This window comes from Microbacterium arborescens (assembly GCF_049707515.1).
GTDB classification, from domain to species: domain Bacteria; phylum Actinomycetota; class Actinomycetes; order Actinomycetales; family Microbacteriaceae; genus Microbacterium; species Microbacterium arborescens_B.
This window is the reverse complement of the sequence record NZ_JBNAFI010000005.1, coordinates 48,689-70,879: the sequence shown is the minus strand read 5'-3', so window position 1 is coordinate 70,879 and position 22,191 is coordinate 48,689. Positions and strand designations below refer to the sequence as shown.

At 71.6% G+C, this 22,191-nt stretch carries 19 protein-coding genes; 5 read left to right on the top strand and 14 right to left on the bottom strand.

What is annotated here, in order from left to right; genetic code table 11:
* Nucleotides 1-54 precede the first annotated feature (54 nt).
* Nucleotides 55-1,101, top strand: a complete 1,047-nt coding sequence (locus ACPYN5_RS10975; RefSeq protein WP_424449025.1) for an LLM class flavin-dependent oxidoreductase — start codon at nt 55-57, stop codon at nt 1,099-1,101.
* Between the two features lie 38 nt (nt 1,102-1,139).
* Here the strand turns inward: ACPYN5_RS10975 and pheA are convergent, their stop codons facing one another.
* A complete protein-coding gene (gene pheA / locus ACPYN5_RS10970; RefSeq protein WP_424449024.1) occupies nt 1,140-2,105 on the bottom strand; it encodes a prephenate dehydratase in 966 nt (321 codons plus the stop codon).
* Nucleotides 2,106-2,269: 164 nt separating this feature from the next.
* On the opposite strand from pheA, the gene pgm reads away from it, so the two are divergent.
* Nucleotides 2,270-3,910: a phosphoglucomutase (alpha-D-glucose-1,6-bisphosphate-dependent) gene (pgm, locus tag ACPYN5_RS10965; RefSeq protein ID WP_424449023.1), complete on the top strand. Its 1,641-nt coding sequence runs from the start codon at nt 2,270-2,272 to the stop codon at nt 3,908-3,910.
* A gap of 110 nt (nt 3,911-4,020) precedes the next feature.
* On the opposite strand, the gene ACPYN5_RS10960 is transcribed toward pgm, so the two are convergent.
* The 11 genes from ACPYN5_RS10960 to ACPYN5_RS10910 all read right to left on the bottom strand — a co-directional run bounded on the left by ACPYN5_RS10960 (nt 4,021) and on the right by ACPYN5_RS10910 (nt 15,238).
* Nucleotides 4,021-4,641: a bifunctional 4-hydroxy-2-oxoglutarate aldolase/2-dehydro-3-deoxy-phosphogluconate aldolase gene (locus ACPYN5_RS10960; RefSeq protein ID WP_424449022.1), complete on the bottom strand. Its 621-nt coding sequence runs from the start codon at nt 4,639-4,641 to the stop codon at nt 4,021-4,023.
* Entirely contained in the window at nt 4,638-5,570 is a 933-nt protein-coding gene (locus ACPYN5_RS10955) for a sugar kinase (RefSeq protein ID WP_424449021.1), read from the bottom strand. Before ACPYN5_RS10955 ends, ACPYN5_RS10960 begins: the two co-directional genes overlap by 4 nt.
* Nucleotides 5,567-6,403, bottom strand: coding sequence for a 5-dehydro-4-deoxy-D-glucuronate isomerase (gene kduI / locus ACPYN5_RS10950; protein ID WP_424449020.1), 837 nt, complete (start codon nt 6,401-6,403; stop codon nt 5,567-5,569). The genes ACPYN5_RS10955 and kduI overlap by 4 nt, the downstream gene beginning before the upstream one ends.
* A gap of 53 nt (nt 6,404-6,456) precedes the next feature.
* Nucleotides 6,457-7,221: a 2-dehydro-3-deoxy-D-gluconate 5-dehydrogenase KduD gene (gene kduD, locus ACPYN5_RS10945; protein ID WP_424449019.1), complete on the bottom strand. Its 765-nt coding sequence runs from the start codon at nt 7,219-7,221 to the stop codon at nt 6,457-6,459.
* On the bottom strand, nt 7,218-8,075 hold the full coding sequence (locus ACPYN5_RS10940; RefSeq protein WP_424449018.1) for a fumarylacetoacetate hydrolase family protein: 858 nt from the start codon (nt 8,073-8,075) through the stop codon (nt 7,218-7,220). Before ACPYN5_RS10940 ends, kduD begins: the two co-directional genes overlap by 4 nt.
* Nucleotides 8,072-9,295, bottom strand: coding sequence for a glycoside hydrolase family 88 protein (locus ACPYN5_RS10935; RefSeq protein WP_424449017.1), 1,224 nt, complete (start codon nt 9,293-9,295; stop codon nt 8,072-8,074). The genes ACPYN5_RS10940 and ACPYN5_RS10935 overlap by 4 nt, the downstream gene beginning before the upstream one ends.
* Before the next feature lie 19 nt (nt 9,296-9,314).
* Nucleotides 9,315-9,986, bottom strand: coding sequence for a DUF624 domain-containing protein (locus tag ACPYN5_RS10930; protein ID WP_424449016.1), 672 nt, complete (start codon nt 9,984-9,986; stop codon nt 9,315-9,317).
* Nucleotides 9,987-9,990: 4 nt separating this feature from the next.
* Nucleotides 9,991-10,911: a carbohydrate ABC transporter permease gene (locus tag ACPYN5_RS10925; RefSeq protein WP_424449015.1), complete on the bottom strand. Its 921-nt coding sequence runs from the start codon at nt 10,909-10,911 to the stop codon at nt 9,991-9,993.
* Nucleotides 10,911-11,846, bottom strand: coding sequence for a carbohydrate ABC transporter permease (locus ACPYN5_RS10920; RefSeq protein WP_424449014.1), 936 nt, complete (start codon nt 11,844-11,846; stop codon nt 10,911-10,913). Before ACPYN5_RS10920 ends, ACPYN5_RS10925 begins: the two co-directional genes overlap by 1 nt.
* A gap of 93 nt (nt 11,847-11,939) precedes the next feature.
* Entirely contained in the window at nt 11,940-13,223 is a 1,284-nt protein-coding gene (locus tag ACPYN5_RS10915) for an ABC transporter substrate-binding protein (RefSeq protein ID WP_424449013.1), read from the bottom strand.
* A complete protein-coding gene (locus tag ACPYN5_RS10910; RefSeq protein ID WP_424449012.1) occupies nt 13,220-15,238 on the bottom strand; it encodes a DUF2264 domain-containing protein in 2,019 nt (672 codons plus the stop codon). Before ACPYN5_RS10910 ends, ACPYN5_RS10915 begins: the two co-directional genes overlap by 4 nt.
* Before the next feature lie 165 nt (nt 15,239-15,403).
* Here ACPYN5_RS10910 and ACPYN5_RS10905 point away from each other — a divergent pair, with 165 nt between their 5' ends.
* Genes ACPYN5_RS10905 through ACPYN5_RS10895 form a run of 3 tightly spaced genes read left to right on the top strand, consistent with a single transcriptional unit; the run spans nt 15,404 to nt 20,018 of the window.
* Entirely contained in the window at nt 15,404-17,293 is a 1,890-nt protein-coding gene (locus ACPYN5_RS10905) for a heparinase II/III domain-containing protein (RefSeq protein WP_424449011.1), read from the top strand.
* A complete protein-coding gene (locus ACPYN5_RS10900) occupies nt 17,290-18,405 on the top strand; it encodes a LacI family DNA-binding transcriptional regulator (protein WP_424449010.1) in 1,116 nt (371 codons plus the stop codon). Before ACPYN5_RS10905 ends, ACPYN5_RS10900 begins: the two co-directional genes overlap by 4 nt.
* Nucleotides 18,402-20,018 carry an acyltransferase gene (locus ACPYN5_RS10895; RefSeq protein ID WP_424449009.1) on the top strand — a complete coding sequence of 539 codons (1,617 nt, stop codon included), beginning with the start codon at nt 18,402-18,404 and terminating at the stop codon, nt 20,016-20,018. The genes ACPYN5_RS10900 and ACPYN5_RS10895 overlap by 4 nt, the downstream gene beginning before the upstream one ends.
* Before the next feature lie 31 nt (nt 20,019-20,049).
* Here ACPYN5_RS10895 and ACPYN5_RS10890 read toward each other — a convergent pair whose 3' ends face one another.
* Entirely contained in the window at nt 20,050-21,036 is a 987-nt protein-coding gene (locus ACPYN5_RS10890; protein WP_424449008.1) for a Gfo/Idh/MocA family protein, read from the bottom strand.
* On the bottom strand, nt 21,033-22,190 hold the full coding sequence (locus ACPYN5_RS10885) for a glycerate kinase (protein WP_424449007.1): 1,158 nt from the start codon (nt 22,188-22,190) through the stop codon (nt 21,033-21,035). The genes ACPYN5_RS10890 and ACPYN5_RS10885 overlap by 4 nt, the downstream gene beginning before the upstream one ends.
* Between the last annotated feature and the right edge of the window lies 1 nt (nt 22,191).

The following is a 22,191-nucleotide window of genomic DNA, read 5'->3' as shown; positions in this document are numbered from 1 at the left end:
TTCGCTGCCGGTTCCGGGAATGCCCGCGGACGCCGCGAGGTTCACAGAAAGGCTATGAGTGATGCAGCCCGCCCCGCCCTGTCCGTGCTCGACCTCGTGCCCGTGCGCACGGGACAGACCAGCGCCCAAGCGATCGCCGCATCGCTGACGGTCGCGCAGCGCGCCGACGAGCTGGGCTACCGCCGCTACTGGTTCGCCGAGCACCACAACATGCCGGCCGTCGCGTCGACGACGCCGCCCGTGCTCATCGCCGCGGCTGCCTCGCGCACCTCGCGCATCCGCGTCGGCTCGGGCGGCGTGATGCTGCCCAACCACTCACCGCTCGTCGTCGCCGAGCAGTTCGCCGCGCTCGAGGCCATCGCCCCCGGACGCGTCGACCTCGGCATCGGGCGCGCGCCCGGCAGCGACCCGGTCATCACGCAGCTGCTGCGCCAGTCGGGCACGACGAGCGATGTCGACCGTTTCCCCGACAACATCCGCGACATCCTCGCGCTCGTCTCGGGCGACGGCGCGACGGTGCGGTTCACCTCGGGCGGCACCTACGACGTCCACGCGACGCCCGCCGCCACCTCGACCCCGGACGTGTGGCTGCTCGGGTCGAGCGACTACTCCGCGCAGCTCGCCGCAGCGCTGGGTCTGCCCTACGTCTTCGCGAACCACTTCTCGGGCGAGGGCCTCGACCGTGCGATCGGACTGTACCGCGACCAGTTCCGCCCGTCCGAGACGCTCGACGCGCCGCGGACGTTCCTGACGGCGAACGCCGTCGTCGCCGACAGCGATGCCGAAGCCGAGGCGCTGATGCTGCCGCAGGCGCGCATGATGGCTCGTCTACGCAGCAACCGGCCCCTCGCCGCGCTCGAGAGCGTCGAGGAGGCGGCTGCGGCCGAGGCATCCGACCACCTCGCCGGACCGATGCTGGACGCGATGCGCTCCCGCTGGTTCGTCGGCACCGGACCGGAGGCCCGCTCGGCTCTCACCGCCTTCGCAGCGCAGCACGGCGTGGACGAGGTCATGGTCTCGCCGGTCTCAGCCAGCTACGACGGCGAGCAGGCGGACACCGCCCCCACCCGCATCCGCACCCTCGAGCTCCTCGCGGCCTGAGCCCTCCGACGCGTCCGGGGCCGAACCCCGGCGGCGGGTCAGGCCTCGGGCTCGCCGGAGATCAGCGCGCGCAGCCAGTCGCGCGCCTCGACGAACACGTCGTCGGAGTAGCGCTCGGGGTATCGGACGATCGCGCGATCGGCGCGTGGATACGACCCGAGGTACAGCACCTTCGGGCTGAACCGGCGCACGCCCATCAGCGCGTCGGCCATCCGCTCGTCGGCGACGTGCCCCTCGGCGTCGATGACGAACCGGTACCGGCCGAGCGCGTCGCCGATCGGCCGCGACTCGATGAGCGACAGGTTGATGCCGCGGGTCGAGAACTGCTCGAGCAGCTCGAGGAGCGATCCGGGGCGGTCGTCGGGAAGCTCCGCGATGAGCGAGGTCTTGTCGGCGCCCGTCGGCGACGGCGGCGCGACCGTGCGACTGACGAGCACGAAACGGGTGACGGCGTGCTCGTTGTCGCCGATGTCGGATGCGAGCAGTTCGAGATCGTGATGCTCGAGGATGCCGGGGGGCGCGATCGCGGCGTCGGCGTCGCTGACTCCGTCGATCAGACCCACTGCGGCGGCCACGTTGCTCGCGGCGGGCAGGTGCGCGTGCTCGGGCAGCGTCTTCAGCAGCCACTGCAGGCACTGGGCGTAGGCCACGGGGTGCGCCGCGATGAGCGAGACATCCTCCATGCGCGTTCCGGGGCGCGCGACGAGCACGAAGTTCACGGGTACCAGGTACTCCCCGACGATCCGGAGGCCCGGCATGGTCGCCAGCGCATCCTGCGCGGTCGAGACGCCGCCGTCGACGGAGTTCTCGATCGCGATCATCGCCGCGTCGGAGCGTCCCTCGACGACGTCGGCCAAAGCTTCGCCGACATTGCGCACCGACCGCCAGATCTGGTCGCGGGCCTCGGGCACCTGCGCGAGCGCGGCCTCGGTGAATGTCCCCGCCGGCCCGAGATAGCTGTAGATACGACGGCTGGAACCGGATGCCTCGGGCGCGTTGCTCACGGGGACTCAGCCTAGTGCGACGGCTCTGCCGACCCGAGCCTGTTCCCGGCGCCTGATGCCGGGTCCGGTGTCAGCACCCCCGAGCGATATCACGGCCGGGAGGTCGGTGCGAACCCGGCGCGAGCCACCAGCGCATTCGGCGTTTAGGGGGCAGACTAAGAATCATGAGCCGCGCAGGACAGCCCGCCGAAGCATCCGACCTCATCGACATCGATGAGCTGATCGCCGCCTACTACGACCGCAAGCCCGACGCATCCGTGCCCGCGCAGCGCGTCGCCTTCGGAACGAGTGGTCACCGCGGCTCGTCGCTGTCGACGAGCTTCAACGAGGACCACATCCTCGCCACCACGCAGGCGATCGTCGACTACCGGCGGGCGCAGGGCATCGAGGGGCCGCTGTTCCTCGGCCGCGACACGCACGGGCTCTCCCTTCCCGCCGAGCGCAGCGCCATCGAGGTGCTCGTCGCCAACGGCGTCGACGTGCGCGTGGACTCGCGTGATTCGTGGGTTCCGACGCCGGCGCTCAGCCACGCGATCCTCACCTACAACCGCGGCCGTTCGCAGGGCGACGCGGGCCGCGCCGACGGCATCGTCGTCACGCCGTCGCACAACCCGCCGCGCGACGGCGGCTTCAAGTACAACCCCCCGCACGGCGGGCCCGCCGACACCGACGCCACCTCGTGGATCGCCGACCGCGCCAACCAGCTGATCGCCGCGGGGCTCGACGGAGTGCTGCGCACGCGCCACGCCGACATCGACCTCGACTCGCTCGGCCAGTACGACTTCCGCGACGCGTATGTGCGCGACCTCGCCACGATCATCGACATCGACGCCATCAAGGCATCCGGCGTCCGCATCGGAGCCGACCCGCTCGGTGGCGCGTCGGTGGAGTACTGGGCTCTCATCGCCGAGGTCTACGGCCTCGACCTGACCGTTGTGAACCCCGAGGTCGATCCGACCTGGAAGTTCATGACGCTCGACTGGGACGAGAAGATCCGGATGGATCCGTCCTCTCCCTCGGCGATGGCCGCGCTCGTGGCCCGGCGCTCGGAGTACGACATCCTCACCGGCAACGACGCCGACGCCGACCGCCACGGCATCGTCACGCCCGACGCGGGTCTCATGAACCCGAACCACTACCTCGCCGTTGCGATCGACTACCTGTTCGCGAACCGGCCCGGCTGGCCGGCGGATGCCGCGGTCGGCAAGACGCTCGTGTCGTCGATGATCATCGACCGCGTGGCATCCGCTCTCGGCAAGCCCCTGCTCGAGGTTCCGGTCGGTTTCAAGTGGTTCGTGCCGGGCCTGCTCGACGGGTCGGTCGCCTTCGGCGGCGAGGAGTCGGCGGGAGCCTCGTTCCTCCGCAAGGACGGCAGCGTGTGGACGACCGATAAGGACGGCATCCTGCTGTGCCTGCTCGCCGCGGAGATCCTCGCCGTCACCGGCAAGACCCCGTCGCAGCGCTACGCCGAGCTCGAGGCCCAGTTCGGATCGTCTGCCTACCAGCGCGTCGACGCCGCGGCCACGCCCGAGCAGAAGGCCGCCCTGGGCAAGCTGTCGGGAGACGCGGTGTCGGCGACCGAGCTCGCCGGCGAGCCCATCACGGCCAAGCTCTCGCATGCGCCCGGCAACGGCGCGGCGATCGGCGGCCTGAAGGTGCAGACCGAGCATGCCTGGTTCGCCGCGCGCCCCTCGGGCACCGAGGACGTCTACAAGCTCTACGCCGAGAGCCTGCGCGGCCCCGAGCACCTCGCCGAGGTGCAGGCCGAGGCCCGCGCCGTGGTCAGCGCCGCCCTCGGCGCCTGACCACGCTCAGCCCTCGCATCGCACGCCCAATGCACGGCTGAGCACCGAGCGCACGACCTCCGAGCGCGAGCAGGCCGTGCGCTCGCAGCGAAGCCGTCCGCTCGTGCGAGTCACCGCGCGAGGAGGGCTGCGAGGCGGGGCAGCTGCGACTCGTCCTCGAGGGCCGAGCCGACGGCCACCACGCGCACGCCGGCGTCGAGGAAGGCCCCGGCGTTCGTGGCGTCCATGCCCCCGGTGGCCACGAACCGCACGCCCGGGAACGGACCGCGGATGTGCTTGAACCAGTCCGCGCCGAGCCACTGGGCGGGGAACGCCTTCAGCCACGTCAGCCCGAGGGCGAGCGCCTGCTGCACCTCGCTCGGCGTCGCGACGCCGGGCAGGATCGGGATGCCGCGCTCCCGGGCCGCGCGCACCACGTCGGCGTCGAGACCCGGGGCGACCAGATAGGCGGCTCCGGCCGCCACGGCCTGATCGACCTGGGCGACCGTGAGGATCGTGCCGGCCCCGACGGCCTTTCCGCGCTCGGCGCCGAGGCGCACCACCTCGCGCAGCGCGCGTTCGTCCTCCGCGGTCTGCAGCGGCACCTCCACGGAGTCGATGCCGAGGTCCCACGCGGCTGTCGCGAGCAGGACCGAGCGCTCGAGCCCCATCCCCCGCAGGATCGCCATGAGCGGAGCACCCGCGAAGATCTCGTCGAGCGCGGCGGTCGGGTCGGTGGGGGCGATGGTCATGACGGGTTCCTTTCGGAGAACGAGGCAGGGGTGGCGGCGGCGCCGTCGGGGAAGTCGCCGGTCGTCGCCATCGTCAGCGCGGCGCGGGAGTGGCCCGAACGCAGTCGCTCGGATGCCGGCGCGCCGGCGAGAAGGGCCGCCAGGTAGCCGCCGGCGAAGGCGTCGCCCGCGCCGACCGGCTCGACGACGTCGACGACGAGGGCGGGCTCGAACACCCGCTCGTCGCCGGCGAAGAGCGTCGCGCCCACCGCGCCGTCCTTGACCACCAGCTGCGGCACCGCCGCGAGCAGCGCTCGCGCGTCATCGGCCGTCGCGGCACCCCAGAGGGCCTCGGCCTCGTCACGGCCGACGAAGACGATGTCGGCCCGGCATGCGAGCGCGAGGAGGGGCTCGGCCGCCGCGGCGACAGGCCACAGCGGCGCGCGGTGGTTCACGTCGACGCTCACGAGCGCGCCGGCCGCCCGCGCCCGGTCCACGACGCGGTCGAGGAACGCCGGGGCGGTCCCGCCCAGCGCCGCGGTGATGCCCGAGACGTGCAGCACCGCGACCGCATCCCATGCCAGCTCGTCGGCGTCGGTGACCGCCAGGTGCGACGCGGCGGATCCGGCCCGGTAGTACGTGACCCCGTTGCCGGGGTCCTTCACGTACAAGCCGGTCGGGTGGGCGGCATCGACGATGACGCGCGAGACGTCGACGCCGCGGGCGCGGACGCGGCCGAGGACGCGCCGCCCGAGGGCATCGTCGCCGACGCGCGAGAACCACGCGGCGGGGAGCCCCAGGGCGGCGACGTGGGCCGCGACGTTGGACTCCGCTCCCCCGGCGTCGACGCGGAAGAGCTCGGCCTGCTCGACGGGTTCCGCCGCGATCGGAGCGACCATCGCCATGGTCTCGCCGATCGCCAGCAGCATCCGCTTCACCGATCCGGTCACTTCAGGGTCGTGACCGGCGCGGCATCCATGTCGTCGAACGCCTGGTTCTCGCCGGCCATCGCCCAGATGAACGAGTAGGCGGCGGTGCCGACGCCTGAATGGAGCGACCAGCTCGGCGAGATGATCGCCTGGCGGTCGGCGACGACGAGGTGGCGGGTCTCCTCGCGCTCACCGAGCAGGTGGATGACGCGGGCGTCTTCGGGGACGTCGAAGTACAGGTAGCACTCGGTGCGGCGGTCGTGGGTGTGAGCGGGCATGGTGTTCCACATCGAGCCCTCGTGCAGCGTCGTGACGCCCATGACGATCTGGCAGCTCTTCACGCCGTTCTCGTGGATGTACTGGTTGAGCGTGCGACGGTTGCTCGTGGCCTGGTCGCCGAGTTCGCGGATCGTCCCCTCACCGGGCGAGACGAGCGCTGCGGGATAGGCGGTGTGAGCTGGCGCCGAGAACAGGTAGAACTGCGCGCCGCCCTCGGAGTCGTCTCCGGCGTCGGCGAAGACGACGTCGCGGATGCCGCGGCCGAGGTACAGGCAGGCGCCCTTCACGAGCGTGTAGACCTCTCCGTCGGCTGTGACCGTGCCGGTGCCGCCGACATTGATGATGCCGACCTCGCGGTGCTCGAGGAAGTAGTCGCTGCGGATCTCCGGGTAGCCGGGCAGCACGAGGTCGCGCCCCGCGGGGACTGCGCCGCCCAGGACGATGCGGTCGTGGTGGGTGTAGACGACCGTGACCTCTCCCGGCACGAAGACCTCGGGCACGAGGTACTGCTCGCGCAGGTCGGCGGTGGTCATGCCGGGGATCTGTGCGGGGTTGGTGGCGTAACGCTGCTGCATGGGGTTCCCTTCTGGGGCGGTTCGGCGGGAGCCGGGGACGGGATGGGTTCGGGTCAGCGGACGAGCCAGCCGCCGTCGACCGGCACGATGGCACCGGTGACGTAGGCGGCGGCATCCGAGGCGAGGAAGACGAAGGCGCCCTGCAGATCGCCGGGGGTGCCCCACCGGCCGGCCGGGATGCGGGCCAGGATGGAGGCCTCGCGGTCGGCGTCGGCGCGGATCGGCGCGGTGTTGTCGGTGGCCATGTAGCCCGGCGCGATCGCGTTGACCGTCACTCCCGACGCCGCCCACTCGTTCGCGAGCGCCTTGGTCAGCCCTGCGACCGCGTGCTTGGAGGCGGCATATCCGGGCACGAAGACGCCGCCCTGGAACGACAGCATCGAGGCGACGTTGACGATGCGGCCCGAGCCCTGGGCGATCATTCGTCGACCCGCGGCCTGCGACAGGTGGAACACCGCATCGAGGTTGACGGCGAGCACCTCGTCCCAGTCCGCGGCGGGATGCTCGGCAGCGGGGGCGCGGCGGATGGTGCCGGCATTGTTGACGAGGATGTCGATGCCGCCGAGCTCGGCGACCGTCTCGGCGACCGCTTCGGAGAGCTGCTCAGGCGTCGCCGTGCCGAAGTCCAGGCGGATGCGGCGCGCCCGGCGCCCGAGGGCCGTAACGGCCTCCGCCGTCTCCGTCGCATCGCCGCGGTCGAGCAAGGCGACGTCGGCGCCCGCCTCGGCGAGCGCGAGCGCGGCGCCCTGGCCGAGGCCGCGGGTCGAGCCGGTCACGAGGGCGACCCGGCCGTCGAGGCGGAAGGAGTCGAGGATCATGCGGGGCCTCCGATGAAGGTGGTGGTCAGTTCGCCGAGACGTTCGATGCGGACGGTCACCGCGTCGCCCGCCCGCAGCGGCCGGTGCGCCTGCTGGGCGTCGGGTAGTTTCTGCGGCGTGCCGGTCGAGACGACGTCACCGGGTTCGAGGGTCATGACGCTGCTGAGGTAGGACACGACGTAGGCCACCGAGAAGATCGTCGTCGCGGTGGACTGCGAGACGGTGACGACACCGTCTCGGACGACCTCGACGAGCATGTCCTGCGGGTCGCCGGCCTCGTCCGGGGTCACGAGCCAGGGCCCGAGGGGCGCGAAGCCGTCGAAGCACTTGCCCAGTGCCCACTGGCTCTGCCGGCGCTGCCACGAGCGGTCGGAGACGTCGTTGAGGATCGTGTAACCGGCGACGTGGTGCAGCGCGTCGTCGATGCCGACATCTCTGGTACGGCGTCCGATGACCACGGCGATCTCGCCCTCGTAGTCCACGTCGTCGGCCACCTCGGGCACGACGATGGGATCGGCCGGGCCGCCCAGAGTGTTCGGCGTCTTGACGAAGACGTCGGGGAAGGCGGGGTCGTCGGCCGTCGGGTCGACGCCGTCGGGCACGTGGCCGCGGTAGTTGTAGCCGAGGCAGAGGATCTTGCCCGGGCGCACCGGCGCCTCCAGTCGCACGTCCGACAACTCGGGATCACTCGCCCCGGCTCGGGCCGCCGCGGTGTCGAGGACATCCCGCCCGGTTGCGAGCAGGGAGGGAAGATCGGCCGCGCCGAGGTCGACGACGCGGTCGACGCCGTCCACCGCCACGACGACGCCCGAGCGGATGCCGCTGTCGGCGGCGCGGTACCGGACGAGCCTCACCAGTACGGCTTCCAGTCGGGGCGCGCGGCGCGCACGAGCGCTTCGAGGTAGAAGTAGTCGCCCCACAGGGTGCCTTCGTCTACCCCGACGGACTTCGGCAGGTCGTACACGCTGTGGAGGATCACCGCGTCGGAGTCCTCGGGGGTCTCGGGCGTGTAGTTCTCGATGAGCGAGGCGAGGATCTCGTGCGCGCGGGCGCGGTATCGAGCGGCCTCCTGCGGGGCACCGTCCGGCCCGCCGTCGAGCACTCCCGCCAGCTCGAACAGACCCGAGACGGCGATCGCCGCCGACGAGCTGTCGCGCGGAGCGTCGGCCCCGTCGGTGTAGACCATGTCCCAGAACGGCACCTTGTCGCTCGGGAGGTGCGAGAGGAAGCGCTCGGCGCAGCGGCGCGAGGCGTCGAGCAGGGCGGGGTCGCCGGTGGCCCGATGGTTCATGGCGAACCCGTAGATCCCCCAGGCCTGCCCGCGAGCCCAGCACGAGTCGTCGAAGGCGCCCTGCTCGGTCGCACCTCGCAAGGGCTCGCCGGTCTCGGGGTCCCAATAGAACGTGTGGAAGGTGGTGTCGTCGTCGCGGAGGATGTGGGTGCGCAGCTGCGTCGTGTGACGCCGCACCGCGTCGGCGAAGCGCTCCTGCCCGGTCTGCTCGCCCGCCCAGGTGAGCAGCGGCATGTTCATCAGGCTGTCGACGATCGTACGACCGCGCTGCGCGGGGTCGGACAGGTCGCCCCAGGCCTGGATGATCCCGGCCGGCTCGAGGAAGCGGCGCATCAGGTGGTCGGCCGCCGCGAGCGCCGTCGCACGAGCATCTTCGTCGCCGAGGAGGCGATACGGCGCGACCGACGCGAGGGTGTACAGGAACCCCAGGTCGTGGGTGTCGAGGTCGTCCTCGTCGCGGATGCGCCGAGCGAAGTCCGCGGCGTGGGCGAGCCCGGCGTCGCGGAAGAACGCGTCGCCGGTGACCTCCCACGCGATCCACATCATCCCCGGCCAGAAGCTCGTCGTCCACCCCCGGTTCGCCCCCGCGGGGAACCCGTTGCCGGCGGGGCGGATCGGGTAACGATCGCCGTCCGTGGTGTCGTCCGGGTAGCGCAGGCCGAAGGTCTCGATGTTGCGGCGCAGGGTCGTCAGGGCGGCGGTGATCGCTGCCTCGATCGCGGCGGAGTCGGCGGGTGCCACGCCCGCGGGCGCGTCGAGGCCGGTGCCGGGGAGGGATGTCATCACGAGGATTCCTTCGGGGTCAGACTGGCTGGGGCGCGGGCTCGCCGAGCACCGGGCGGAGGATGTAGCGGGCGTTGGCCCACGCGAGGTACAGGGCCGGCGCCGAGGTGAGGCCGATCGCGATGGCCGGCATCGAGACGAACAGCCCCGCCTGCAGGGCGATGACCGCGAGCGACACGAGGCTCAGCCACCAGCGGCGCACACTCAGGAAGATCGCGGCGCGGGCGATCGAGCGGAGCGCGGTATCCGGCTCCTCGGCGAGCGCCGCGAACGAGACGAGTCCGGCCGCCAGGACCAGGACCGTGAGCACGGCCAGCACGGGCACGACGGCGACGCCCGCCTGAAGCGGCGCGAAGAACCGGACGTCGACGAGCACGACGACCAGGGCGGCCACGACGACCGCGCCGAGAAGCATGGCCTTGCGCCACGAGCGCTTCCAGCTTCGGACGAAGGTGCGCGCCACCTGGTTCTCACCGTCGCCGTGAGCGCGGAAGGTCGCGAAGGCCGCCGTGATGCCGGGAGCGCACAGCGGGGCGACGACGGCGAGCATCGGCCACGACAGGGCCGGGTCGGTGATCACCAGAAGCACAACCAGCGGCAGGCACGACGCCAACAGCAGCAGGTTCGTCATGAGCCCGAGGTAGACGACGCCGAACACGGTGGCGTAGGTGTTGTGAGAGATGCGCTTCACGGCCTCAGCCCTTCATGCCGCTCGTGGCGATGCCCTCGACGAAGTACTTCTGCCCGAGCAGGAAGATGAGCGCGATGGGCACCACCGAGATGACGAGGCCGGCGAACAGGAGGGCGTAGTTGGTGTCGTACAGGTTGCTCACGAAACTCTTGAGACCGAGCTGGATCGTCCACAGGTCGGGGTTGCGCAGGTAGATGAGCGGCCCGAGGTAGTCGTTCCAGGTGTTGACGAAGGTCAGCAGCGTCAGGCTCGCGAGCGCCGGCACCGACAGAGGCAGCATGATCCGTCGCCAGATGCCGTACTCGCTGAGTCCGTCCAGACGTGCGGCCTCGGACAGCTCCTCGGGGATGGTCTCGTAGAACTGCTTCATGAGGAACACCCCGAACGCGCCGAACGCCTGGATGAGGATGATCGCCCACAGCGTGTTCGAGACCTTGACGTTCGAGAGCAGGATGAACTGCGGGATCATGTACGACTGCCACGGCACGGCGATCGTGCCGATGTAGGCGAGGAAGAGCACGTCACGTCCGGGGAAGCGGATGCGGGCGAAGCCGTAGGCGGCGAACGACCCTGTCAGCACCTGCAGGAAGGTCACGACGACGGCCAGCACGAGGGTGTTGCGGATCCACGTCAGCATCCCCGACTGGTTCCAGATGTCGACGTAGTTCTGCCAGACGAACACCTCGGGGATCCACTGGATCGGCACGCTGAAGACTTCGTTCGCGGTCTTCAGCGAGCTCATGATCATCCAGAAGAACGGCAGCAGCAGCGCGGCGGCCGCGAGGATGAGCGCGGCGTAGCCGGCGATACGGCCGACGCGGCGCAGCGGCGACACGGTGTCGGGGCGGTGGCCCTCGGGAAGGCCGTCGGCGGCGATCTTGCGCAGTGCGCGACGGTCGTCCTGGGGTACGAGAAGATTCGTCATCAGACGTTCCTCCGCTTGTTCCAGATGAACTGGAGGATGGTCACGAGGATGCAGAGGAAGAAGAGCGCCACGGCCGCCGCGGAGGCGTAGCCGAACTGGTTCTCTTCGAATCCCTTGCGGTAGATGAACTGCGAGATCACGAGCGTCGACTGTCCCGGCCCGCCCTCGGTCATCACGAGGATCAGGTCGAAGATCTTGAACGAGTTGATCGTGAGCATCACGGTGACGAAGAACATCGTCGGACGCAGGCACGGGATGGTCACGTTCACGAAGCGCTCCCACGCGTTCGCGCCGTCCATGCGTGCGGCCTCGTAGAGCTCGCGCGGCACCGTCTGCAGGCCGGCGAGGAACAGGATCATGTAGTACCCCATGTCGCGCCAGGTGCTCACGATGACCACGGCCGGCATCGCCCACTCCGAAGAGGTGAGCCAGCCCGGAGGGTTCGCGATGCCGACGGCGCGGAGGATCTCGTTGATGGGGCCGTACTCGGGGCTGAAGAGCAGGTTCCACACCACGGCGATCGCGACGATCGAGGTGATGTAGGGGAAGAAGGCCGCCGTCCGGAAGAAGGCGACCCCGCGCAGCTTGTTGTTCAGCAGCAGCGCGAGCCCGAGTGACGCGATGATCGTCAACGGGATGTGCAGAGCCGCGTAGTAGAGCGTGTTGACGAACGAGATGCGGAAGCTGCCGTCGCCGAGCAGCCGCTCGAAGTTCGCCAGCCCGACCCAGTTGGCCGTGCCGAAGATGTTCCAGTTCGTCAACGACATGTAGAAGAGCGTGATGACCGGCACGAGGGTCAGCAGGGCGAAGCCGACGAAGTTCGGCAGGATGAAGCTCCAGCCGAGCAGCGTGTTGCGCAGGGTCAGCTTCGAGCGCCGGCGGCGCTGCGTCGGCTCGGGGCGGCCGACCTTCGGGGCGGCGGCTGTGGTGGTCATGGGTTCTCCTGGGGAGGGCGGAGGGGGATGCGGCCGGCGCGGGCGCGCCGCGCCGGCCGCGGGTGCCGTCGCGGGTGGCGACGACGGGTGGGCTCAGTCGAGTCCGACCTCGTTGGCGACGCGGTCCTCGGCCTCGGTGATGGCCCGCTCGACCGGAGTCGAGCCCGACAGGATCGCGCTGTGCATGTCGTTGAGGATGTTCTGGATCGCCGCGGTCTTGTTCGACGTCGGGTTCTCCGGTGCCACCTCGCCCGTCGACCAGGCGAACTTCGACAGGTCGTCGGTGGGCGCGCCCTCGACGGCGAAGTACGCTTCGGTGACGGCGTCGTTCGACGCGGCAGGGGTGATGCCGATCTTGGCGAGCTCCTCCGCCGCCTCGAGGCTCGCGGCGTAGGCGAGGAAGTCCTTCGCGGCCTGCGTCTTCGCGCCGTCGATGTTGGCGTTGATCGAGAAGCCGGTCGGGTCGCCGAACGTCACCGGGGTGTTGTCGGTGCCGGCGGTCGATTCGTCGAGCTGCGGGATGGGTGCGATGCCCCACTCGAAGTCGTTGGCCTCGCCCGAGGCCTGCTGCGAGATGAGGGTCGCGACGTACCAGGTGCCCATCGGCAGCATGGCCGCCTTCTGGGTGCCGAACTCGCCCTGATAGGTGAGCTGGTTGGCCGTCGAGGTGTTGAAGTCGACCTGGGCGCCGGCGTTCTGGAGGTTCAGGACGCGGTCGTAGTAGTCGGCGAAGTAGCCGTAGTCGCCCGAGAGCACGTCGGTGTCCTCCTGCGCCGAGGCGAAGCCCTGCACGGTCGACTGCCAGCGGTGCTGGTAGGTGCCCTTGGCGACGCCGGACGTGTTGATGGCCTCGGCCGCGGCGTCGTAGTCCTCCCACGTCCACGAGCCGTCCGGGTACTCCTGCCCCGCGGCATCGAAGAGGGCCTTGTTGTAGAACAGCACCCAGCGGTCCTGGCGGTAGGGAACGCCGTAGGCGGTGCCGTCGATCTCGTACGACGAAGCGCCGCCGACCCCGTCGGGCAGCTCGACGTCGGAGACGTCCAGAAGCTGACCTCCCTCCTGGAAGGTCGTGACGAACTTCACCTCTTTCTGGGTGATGATGTCCGGTCCGACTCCGGCCGCGAGGTCGGCGGTGACCAGCGTGTTGTACTCGGCGGCGTCGTACTGCTTGAGCTCCACGGTGACATCGGGGTTCTTCTCGTGGAAGGCGTCGGCCAGCACCTGGAACTCGGGGGTGGTGTCGAGGCTCCATCCCGAAAGGGTCAGGGTGACGGGGCCGTCTGCGGTCTCGGCGGGCTCGGATCCCCCGCCGCAGGCGGCGAGCGACAGGGTGGCGACGACCGCCATGCCCGCCGCGGCTGTGAACTTGCGCTTCATGCGTGCTGCTCCTTTGCGATTGCGTGCGAGGTCCCACGTCGGACCTCGTGGTGCCGAAGCGCCAGGGCGGGCGATTCGGAGTCGGTGAGACGGCTCACAGTGCGGGCCCCGTCGGGCCAGGTGACCGTGACCGTGGCGCCGTCGATGTCGACGGCTGCGAGCGGCGCGCTGTGCTCGCCGCCGGCGAGATCGAGCAGGGCGATGACCGGCTCGCCCGGACGCACAGGGTGCTCGAGGGTCGGCACGAGCGTGCGGACACCCAACGGGTCGGCATCCGCCCGCGACACGAGCCCGGCGACCCCGTGCGGAGTGAGGCAGCGGATGCCGCTGCTGCGACCCCGCGACGACACCCACGATCCGGTGTCGTCGCTGCCGCCGACGACTTCGTCGCCCGACAGCGGCCAACCGCCGAGGCGGAGGCGCAGCGACGCAGCATCCCGAGGGGACGCGAGCTCCCGGGTGATGACGATGCGCACTTCCGATGACCCGCGGACGATCGAGGTGGTGGTGATGGTCCCGACGGACGCGACCTCTCCGGCCAGCCCCGATCCGTGACGATGCGTCGTGGGAGCCGGGGTGACGAAATGCGCATCCCAGGTGGATGCCGCGATGCCGACGCGTCCGTCCTCGTCGTCCTGCACGCGCACGCTCAGCAGTGTCATCGCCGTGCGGTGGGTGGCGCGCCCGTCGGCGTCGACGAGGGCGACGGACTGCTCGAGGGGCTCGAGCCAGCCGCGCTCGTCGAGGATCGGCGAAGTGGCCGTCGAGTAGCCCAGGCGCGCGTAGAGCGGCGAGTCGGCGGTCCGCGCATCGGGGAAGGCGTGGTCGGTGCCGTGGTTGACGACGCGGACGACGCCGTCGGCGGCTGTTCCCGACACGATCCAGCCCGGCGAGGCGATGGCGCGGAGGACGTCGCCCTCTTCGACCGGCAGCGGTTCGGCCGGGGCGGTCCATACGGGGTGGTCGGCCGGAAGCAGCAGACCGAGGAACCCCTTCACGGCCCAGTACGGCGAACCCGGGCCCGAGTACGACTGGGCGAGGCTCCGCCACGGACCGTGCCAGCCCATGGTGAGGATGCCGTCGGCGTCGGGCGCTCCGCGGTCGGCGAAGTGCGCGACGATCCGGTCGGCGGCGTGACGCAGACGCCCCGGCGCGTGCGAGGGCACCTCGGCGATGACGCCCGCCCAGAAGGGTGCGGCGGCGGCGAAACGATAGATGAGGCTGCGTCCCTGGATGAGCGGAGAGCCGTCCCCGCCGACGAGAGCGAGCGCGTCGTGGAGGAAGGCGTCGAGTCGCGCGACATCGGTGGGCGTCCGGCCGTCTGCCAGCTCACCGGCACCGGCCATGCGCGACCACAGGATGGGATAGACGTGCAGGGCCCAGCCGACATAGTGGTCGTACGAGCGCTCCGCGCCGTCGGAAAGCCAGCCCCCCTCGCGGGCGAACGAGTCGTGGCGCGCGAGATCGGCGGAGATGTCGTCGGCCGACCACGGTCCGCCGACGGAGCGCAGGAAGGTCTGCACGACGATGCGGAACCACACCCAGTTCGTCTGCGGGTAGGTGTCGTCTCCCACGACCGGTGCGAGGTATGCGATGACGCGCTGCTGCGTGATCGCGTCGAGTCGGTCCCAGATCCACGGGCGGGTGAGATCGAGCACGAGAGCGATCGAAGCCGCCTCGACCTTCGCCTGCGCGTGCTCGTCCATGCGCACCCAGCGGTCCGTCGCGTCGGGGTCGACTCCCGCGACCACTCCTCGGGTGTAGTGCTCGATGAGGTCGTCGACCCCCTCGCCTCGGGCGCCCGCGATGCGGAACCCGGCGAGGAGGAACGTCCGTGCGAAGCCTTCCAACCCGTCGACGGCGTTGCCGTAGCCGCCCTCCGCGCCCGGGAAGTGGATGCGCCCGGCGCCCGGGGTCGCATGGCGACGAGCAGCGCCCAGGAGATCATCGGCACGCGCGATCCACTCGTCGCGGATCGTCTCGCCATGCGGCGGGTTCGGGCGTTCGGACGTCACCGGTTCTCCTTTGAAGGGCTTCGTGGTCGTCATCGTTGACAGCGACCGATTCGGAGATTAGCAACCCGTTTCGATCATTGCAAGATCTTCTTCGTTTCCTTATGATCGTTTCTGATCGATTCCTCGCTGCCCGGGCGAGACCGGCATCACTTCGAAGGAGCGGCCGTGCTGTGGAACACCGAAGGCTTCGCCGGTCCGCTCGCAGCGGTGTGCGGCGGCATCCCCGCGCGCCTGCGGCCACCGGCAGAGGCGCTCCCCGTACCGTCCGCGGAGCAGTGGGCCGACCGCGTTCCCCGCGATGCCGTGCGCTCGCTCATCGACGGCGCGCGGGCCGACCTCGGCTCACCCTGGCCGCAGCCCCGCGCGAGCGCGGCGGCGCGGGTGCACCGAGACGGCGACCGGGACGGCTACGAGCAGGAGGTCTTCGCGCGGCAGTGGCGGCTGAGCCGCGCCGTCGTCGCCGCGCTCTCCGACGACGACCCCCGCTACCTCGACGCGGTCGCCGACGGCGTCTGGCTGCTCTGCGAGCAGTCGAGCTGGTGCTGGCCCGCTCACGACGACACGTTCCGCCGGCACGGATCGGTTCTCGCGACGGTGACCGACCCGTTCCTCGATCTCGGTGCGGGCGAGGTCGTCGGGCAGCTCGCCTGGATCGACCACGTGCTCGGCAGCCGGCTCAACGACCGCTACCCGGGACTGCGACGGCGTATCCGCCATGAGGCGCGCCTGCGCGTCATCGATCCTTTCCTGCGGCGACGGGACTGGCACTGGCTGGGTCTCGATGGACACGTCCACAACTGGAACCCGTGGATCCACGGCAACGTCCTGGTGGCCGCTCTCGTCCTGTGCGACGACACCCCCGAGCGGGAGCGGATCGTCGCGCTGGCAGCTCAGGGCCTCGACCGCTACGTCGCCGCCCTGCCCGACGACGGCGCGATCGACGAGGGGTACGCGTACTGGTGGAACGGAGCGTGCCGCGCGCTCGAGGCGCTCGACCTGCTCGCCTACGCCACCGACGGAGCCTGGGATCCGGTGCCCGCCGTGCCCGCGCTGCGCGAGACCGTCGCCTTCCCGCACCGCTCGCACCTCGGCGGCCCCTGGTACGTCAACCTGGCCGACGGGCCGGCGCGCCCCCCGGCGGAACAGCCCTGGCACGCTCTGCACCGCGCCGCCCGAGCCGTGGGCGACGACGATGCCCGCCGGCACGCGGCCGCCCAGCGGCGCGACGGTGCGGCACCCGCTACCGAGGACGCCGGACTCGGCCGACTGCTGCGTGCCCTGACCGATGACGCGTGGGTCGCCGAGACGCACGGCTCCAGCCCGCTGCCGGCGGACGTGTGGCTGGCGTCGACGCAGGTGTGGCTGGCACGTGAGCGCGCGGGCAGCGATGCCGGGCTCACCGTCGTGCTCAAAGGCGGACACAACGCCGAGAACCACAACCACAACGATGTCGGCTCGGTCATCGTCGCCTCCGACGGCGTGCCCGTCATCGTCGATGCAGGCCGGCCGACCTACACCGCCCAGACGTTCGGACCCGACCGGTACGAGATCTGGACCATGCAGAGCGACTGGCACAGCGTTCCCCGCATCGCGGGTTCGGCGCAGCCGGCGGGCGCCGCGTTCGCGGCATCCGATCCCCGCGTCGCCCGAACGAATGACCTGTCTGAGCTCGATCTCGAGATCGCCGGCGCCTACCCGCCCGGAGCCGCAGGTTCCTGGCGGCGTCGGGCCACGCTGCGCCGCCGCTCACGCGACGTCATCATCGACGACCGCTGGGAGGCTGCCGGACCGGGCACGGAGGTTCGCCTGCTCCTCGCCGGTACGGTGACGACCGGAGCCGGCTGGGCACACGTGGTGCCGCTCGACGGTGCGAGGCCGGTGCGCATCACCTGGCCGGCCGACGCGCCGCACACGGTCGTGGTGCGGGAGCTCGACGATCCGATGCTTTCCGGTGTCTGGGGCACGCACCTGACCCGGCTCGCCGTCGGCGTCGACGATCGCGCCGAGCTGCGTGTCACGGTAGAACAGGAACGGAACGAGGACGAGCGATCATGACCGACCCCACACCGGCACTGCTGGCCGCCGAGCGCCGTGCGCACATCCTGGCCGCGATGGAGCGCGAAGGCGCCGTGCGCATCTCGCAGCTGACCGAGGAGCTCGGCGCGGCGACCGTGACCCTGCGACGTGACCTCGCGCAGATGGAGCAGGAGGGACTGCTGCAGCGGGTGCACGGCGGCGCCATCGCCCCGAACGGACAGCACGGGCATGCACCCGCCGGGTCCGCGGGCACCGAGACCTCTGCCGGCTCGATCGCCGTGCTCGTGCCCTCGTTGAACTTCTACTGGCCCGGCGTCGTGCGCGGGATGGAGGCCGCCGCGCGTCGGCACGGTCTCAAGGTGCAGTTGCGGGGCGCCTCGTACGAGCTGCAGGACGAGCGCCCCGTGCTCGAGCGCCTCGTCGCGAACGGCGACATCCGCGGTCTCATCGTCGCGCCGAACACCGACACCCCGCACTCGCAGGATGTCGTCCAGTGGCTCGCCGAATGCGGCACGCCGAGCGTGCTCGTGGAGCGCGACGCCGTCGTGCAGCCCGCCGGGGTGCCCGTCGAGGCCGTCACGACCGACCACGCGCTGGGCGCCGTGCTGGCGGCGCGGCACCTGGCCTCGCTCGGCCACCGCAAGGTGGGTCTCGTGCTCTCGCGCAACTCCCCCACGTCGCGCAAGATCGCGGCGGGGTGGCAGGCGGCCTGCGAAGAGCTCGGGCTCACTCCCGCCCAGCACATCGAGACGACCCTGCCCGACCGGGCGAGCCCGGAGTTCTCGGGCGCGGTCGACACGACGCTCGACCGCGCCCTGGGCAGCGGCGTCACCGCGCTGCTCGTGCACTCCGACCCCGAGGCGATGGCCTTCGTCGACCTCGCGCTGAACCGCGGCATCTCCGTGCCCGAAGACCTGTCGATCATCGCCTACGACGACGAGGTGGCCGAGCTGTTCACGCCCGCCCTCACCGCGATCGCTCCCCCGCGGGTCAGCGTCGGCGAGACGGCGGTCGAACTGCTCGTCTCGCGCATGGCCGATCCCGGTCGACCGACCCGGCGCGTGATGCTCAATCCCACGCTGGTGGTGCGCGAGTCGACCGTCGCTCCTCGCGCGGAAGACCCCGCGTGATCGATCCGCACGACTACTCGCCGTGGGACTTCTGGTCCACGGCATCGGACGAGAGCCGGCGGGCGCAGCGCGCGTGGCAGGAGCGCCTCCGCCGCGATCACCCCGCGTGGTCCTTCGGCGAGGCCTGCTTCGTCTCGGAGCTTGCCGCCGTCGACGCCGACGAGTTGACTCTCGGCGACCGTTCGTACATCGCAGCGGGGGCGTACCTGACCGGGTCGCTGAGCATCGGAGCGGACTGCTCCCTCAACCCTTCGACGGTCGTGCGCGGCGACGTCGTGCTGGGCGACGGGGTGCGCATGGGTGCGATGAGCTCGGTGCTGGGGTTCAACCACACCATGGAGCCCGGCACGCCGGTCTTCCGGCAGCCGCTCACGAGCCGCGGCATCCGGATCGGCGACGACGTCTGGATCGGATCGCACGTCGTGGTGCTCGACGGTGTCACGGTCGGCGCCTCGGCGGTGCTGGCGGCCGGCGCCGTCGTGACGAAGGACGTGCCCGCCGGCGCGATCGTCGGCGGCAACCCCGCCCGCCTGCTGCGCTGGCGGGTGCCGCCGACGGACGGCGTCGTGGCACCGAGCGACCTCCGCACCCGGGTCGCCGCCTTCGCGGACCGCGCTCGATCCGACGCGGTGGCCCTGCTCGATCGCTCCCTCGACACCGAGACGGGGCTGTACTCCGATCGGCCGGGCACCCCGGCCACCGTGCGTGCGCAAGGCGACGCGATCGAGATCGCCGACATCCTCCTGGGATCGCACCCGCCGGGGCACGACCTCGCCGAGCTCGTCGCACGCCTGCGCGGCTGGCAGGATGCCGCGACCGGCGCCGTCCCGCCCCTGAGCGCTCCTGACGCTCCCGCGTGGGATGACGGCGACACGGCGTACCACGTGCTCTCGACCGGCTACGCGCTCGACCTGCTGGGCGCCTCCTTCGCACATCCGGTGGGACTCATCACCGAAGCGACGCCGACGTCGATCATCGAGCGCCTCGATACGCTGCCCTGGGAGAGCGACCCGTGGCACGCGGGCCATCACGTCGACGCGCTCGGAACAGCGCTGCTGTGGGCTCGCCGGCGTGGCGACACGGTCGCGCCCGGTGTCGCGGAGGCCCTCATGGGGTGGCTCCTCACGCACGCGGATCCAGCCAGCGGCATGTGGGGGCGTCCCTCCGCCGGCCGAGGCCTGCTCCTGGTCGTCAACGGCTTCTACCGGGCGTCGCGAGGCACCTTCGCGCAGCACGGCATCCCGATCCCCTACCCCGAGGCGGTCGTCGACACGGTGCTCCGTCACGCTCGCGACCCGCGCTGGTTCGCGCCGGCGCACCTCGACGCGTGCAACGTCCTCGACGTCGTGCATCCGCTCTGGCTCACCCGGTCGTCGGGGTATCGCAGCGCCGAGATCGACAGCCTGGCGACGCGGTTGCTCGATGACATCCTCGGGGGATGGCGGGCCGGCGCCGGCATGAGCTTCCGACTCGCCGAGACCGAACCGGGGCTGCAGGGAACCGAGATGTGGCTCGCGATCGTCTGGTACCTCGCCGACCTGCTCGGGGTGTCGGACGCCCTGGGATACCGTCCCCGGGGCGTTCATCGCCCGGAGCCCGCGCCCCTGGGCTGACGCCACCCCCGGCACCCCACCGCGGGGGTCGTCAGTCGCGGCGCAGCGCCGCGGCCCAGTCGTCGAGCAGTCGTGCGACCGCGATGCTGTGCGACCAGGGCATCTCATCGGCCTCCAGCCGGCCGTCCGCGAGCAGCGTGGCGACGGCGTCCGCCTCGGCGGCGAAGGGATTGCACCCCGGAGCGACCCGAGTGCGCGAGTCCCCGCCGGATGCGATGAGCAGCCGCTCGGCCGAGGCGGTGCGAGAGCCCCAGGCGTCGGGCATCTCGAGCGTCGCGGACTCGCCGACGAGCGTCGCCGACCGTGGCAGCGACGCGCGGATCGACGTCTCGACGTGCGCCTCGAAGCCCCCGGCCACCAGGACGGCGGTGGCGTGCTCGTCGACGCCCGTCGGTCCGATGCGACCTCGCGCCTCCGCGATGCGCAGCTCGGCCGGATCGAGCCCCGCGGCCGCCGCGATCTGCACGACCAGTGACAGCGGGTAGCCGCCGACGTCGAGCAGCGCACCCCCGGCCAGCGCCGGGTCGAACAGCCGTCCGGCGCGCACGTCGGCCCGGAAGCCGAAGGATGCCGTCAACCGGCGCGGCCGCCCGATCGTCCCCGCCGTGATGGTCTCGTCGAGCACACGCGCGAAGGGCGAGAAGCGGTGCTTGTAGGCCTCGACGAGTGGGACCCGCCTCTGCGCGGCGGCGGCCAGCAGATGCCGCGTGTCGGCCTCGGTCGTCGTGAGCGGCTTCTCGCAGAGCACCGCGCGGCCGGCACGCAGCGCCGCCTCGACGATGTCACGGTGCGCCGGGTGGACGGTCGACACGTACACCGCGTCGACGTCGGGGTGGGCGACGATCTCGTCGTAGCCGCCCGCGTGCGCGGCTCCGTGTCGGCCGGCGAAGGCCCGCGCGCGGCCGGCGTCCGAGCTGCCGACGGCCGCGAGGACACCCGACGCCGATTCCCGGAGTCCGGCGACGAAGCTCTCGGCGATCTGCCCGGGCCCGGCGACGGCCCACCGCACCGCGGTCATGCCCGCGCCAGTGCGGCACCGGCGGCCCGCAGCCAACAGGCGGGCTCGGCGATCGACGCCTCGGGCGACCCGGCGAGGCCGGTGAGCGAGACGGATGCCGCGAACGCGGCCGTCTCGGCATCGGGGGCGATCCGACCGGCGACGAGTGCGGCGGGCACGCCCGCATCCGCGGCCAGCTCCGCGACGAACGCGGGAACCTTCCCCGCCGCCGACTGTCCGTCGAACGATCCTTCACCGGTGATGACGAGGTCGGCGCCGGCGACGGCATCCGCGAGACCGATGAGCGTCGCGACCTCGCTGGCGCCGGGGGTCAAGCGGGCACCCCAGACGAGCAGCCCGAACCCGGTTCCCCCGGCGGCTCCGGCGCCCGGTGCGACCGCGAGCGACGCCCCGTCGGGCACGAGGCCGGCGAGCCTGCCCAACGCCGCATCGGCCGCGGCGACCTGCGCACCCTCGAGCCCCTTCTGCGGCCCGAACACGGCGGCAGCGCCGGTCGCGCCCAGCAGCGGATTCGAGACGTCCGTCAGCACCACCGCGCCACCCGCGGGCAGCGATCGCAACGACGACAGATCGGCCGCCGCGATGTCGGCGACGCCACGGGCCCCCGGCGCGACCTCGCGCCCGGCTGCATCCGCGAACCGGGCGCCGAGCGCGCGCAGCATCCCGACACCGCCGTCGGTCGACGAGCTCGACCCGATGCCGAGCACGAGCCGATCGACGCCGGCGTCCAGGGCGGCGGCGATCGCCTCCCCGAAACCGGTCGTGTCGGCGTCGAGGCAGCGCCGCCGATCGCCGAGGAGCTCGATGCCCGAGGTCGATGCGAGCTCGACGACGCCGACCGTGCCGGGCGACGCGGCATCCGAGCCGGCGTCCGAGCCGTTGTCCGAGCCGCCGCCGGATGCCGCCGGGAGCAGCAGCCACGACGTTTCGACGGGCGTCCCGGCGGGGCCTGTCACCGTCACCGGCATCCGGCGCGCCGCCGGGATCGCCGCAGCGAAGGCGTCGAGCGTCCCCTCGCCGCCGTCCGCCATCGGGCGCAGGTCGACGACAGCCGCGGGGTCGTGCGAGGCCCAGCCTGCTGCGATCTCCCGAGCCGCCGCCGCTGCGGCGATCGAGCCCTTGAAGCTGTCGATCGCGATGACGACGTGCGACACG

What these genes read in the sequence shown, in the direction of transcription:
- ACPYN5_RS10975 (WP_424449025.1), top strand. Translation starts at nt 55, where the DNA reads ATGAGTGATGCAGCCCGCCCCGCCCTGTCCGTGCTCGACCTCGTGCCC.
- pgm (WP_424449023.1), top strand. Translation starts at nt 2,270, where the DNA reads ATGAGCCGCGCAGGACAGCCCGCCGAAGCATCCGACCTCATCGACATC.
- ACPYN5_RS10960 (WP_424449022.1), bottom strand. Translation starts at nt 4,641, where the DNA reads ATGACCATCGCCCCCACCGACCCGACCGCCGCGCTCGACGAGATCTTC.
- kduI (WP_424449020.1), bottom strand. Translation starts at nt 6,403, where the DNA reads ATGCAGCAGCGTTACGCCACCAACCCCGCACAGATCCCCGGCATGACC.
- kduD (WP_424449019.1), bottom strand. Translation starts at nt 7,221, where the DNA reads ATGATCCTCGACTCCTTCCGCCTCGACGGCCGGGTCGCCCTCGTGACC.
- ACPYN5_RS10935 (WP_424449017.1), bottom strand. Translation starts at nt 9,295, where the DNA reads ATGACATCCCTCCCCGGCACCGGCCTCGACGCGCCCGCGGGCGTGGCA.
- ACPYN5_RS10925 (WP_424449015.1), bottom strand. Translation starts at nt 10,911, where the DNA reads ATGACGAATCTTCTCGTACCCCAGGACGACCGTCGCGCACTGCGCAAG.
- ACPYN5_RS10920 (WP_424449014.1), bottom strand. Translation starts at nt 11,846, where the DNA reads ATGACCACCACAGCCGCCGCCCCGAAGGTCGGCCGCCCCGAGCCGACG.
- ACPYN5_RS10915 (WP_424449013.1), bottom strand. Translation starts at nt 13,223, where the DNA reads ATGAAGCGCAAGTTCACAGCCGCGGCGGGCATGGCGGTCGTCGCCACC.
- ACPYN5_RS10900 (WP_424449010.1), top strand. Translation starts at nt 17,290, where the DNA reads ATGACCGACCCCACACCGGCACTGCTGGCCGCCGAGCGCCGTGCGCAC.
- ACPYN5_RS10890 (WP_424449008.1), bottom strand. Translation starts at nt 21,036, where the DNA reads ATGACCGCGGTGCGGTGGGCCGTCGCCGGGCCCGGGCAGATCGCCGAG.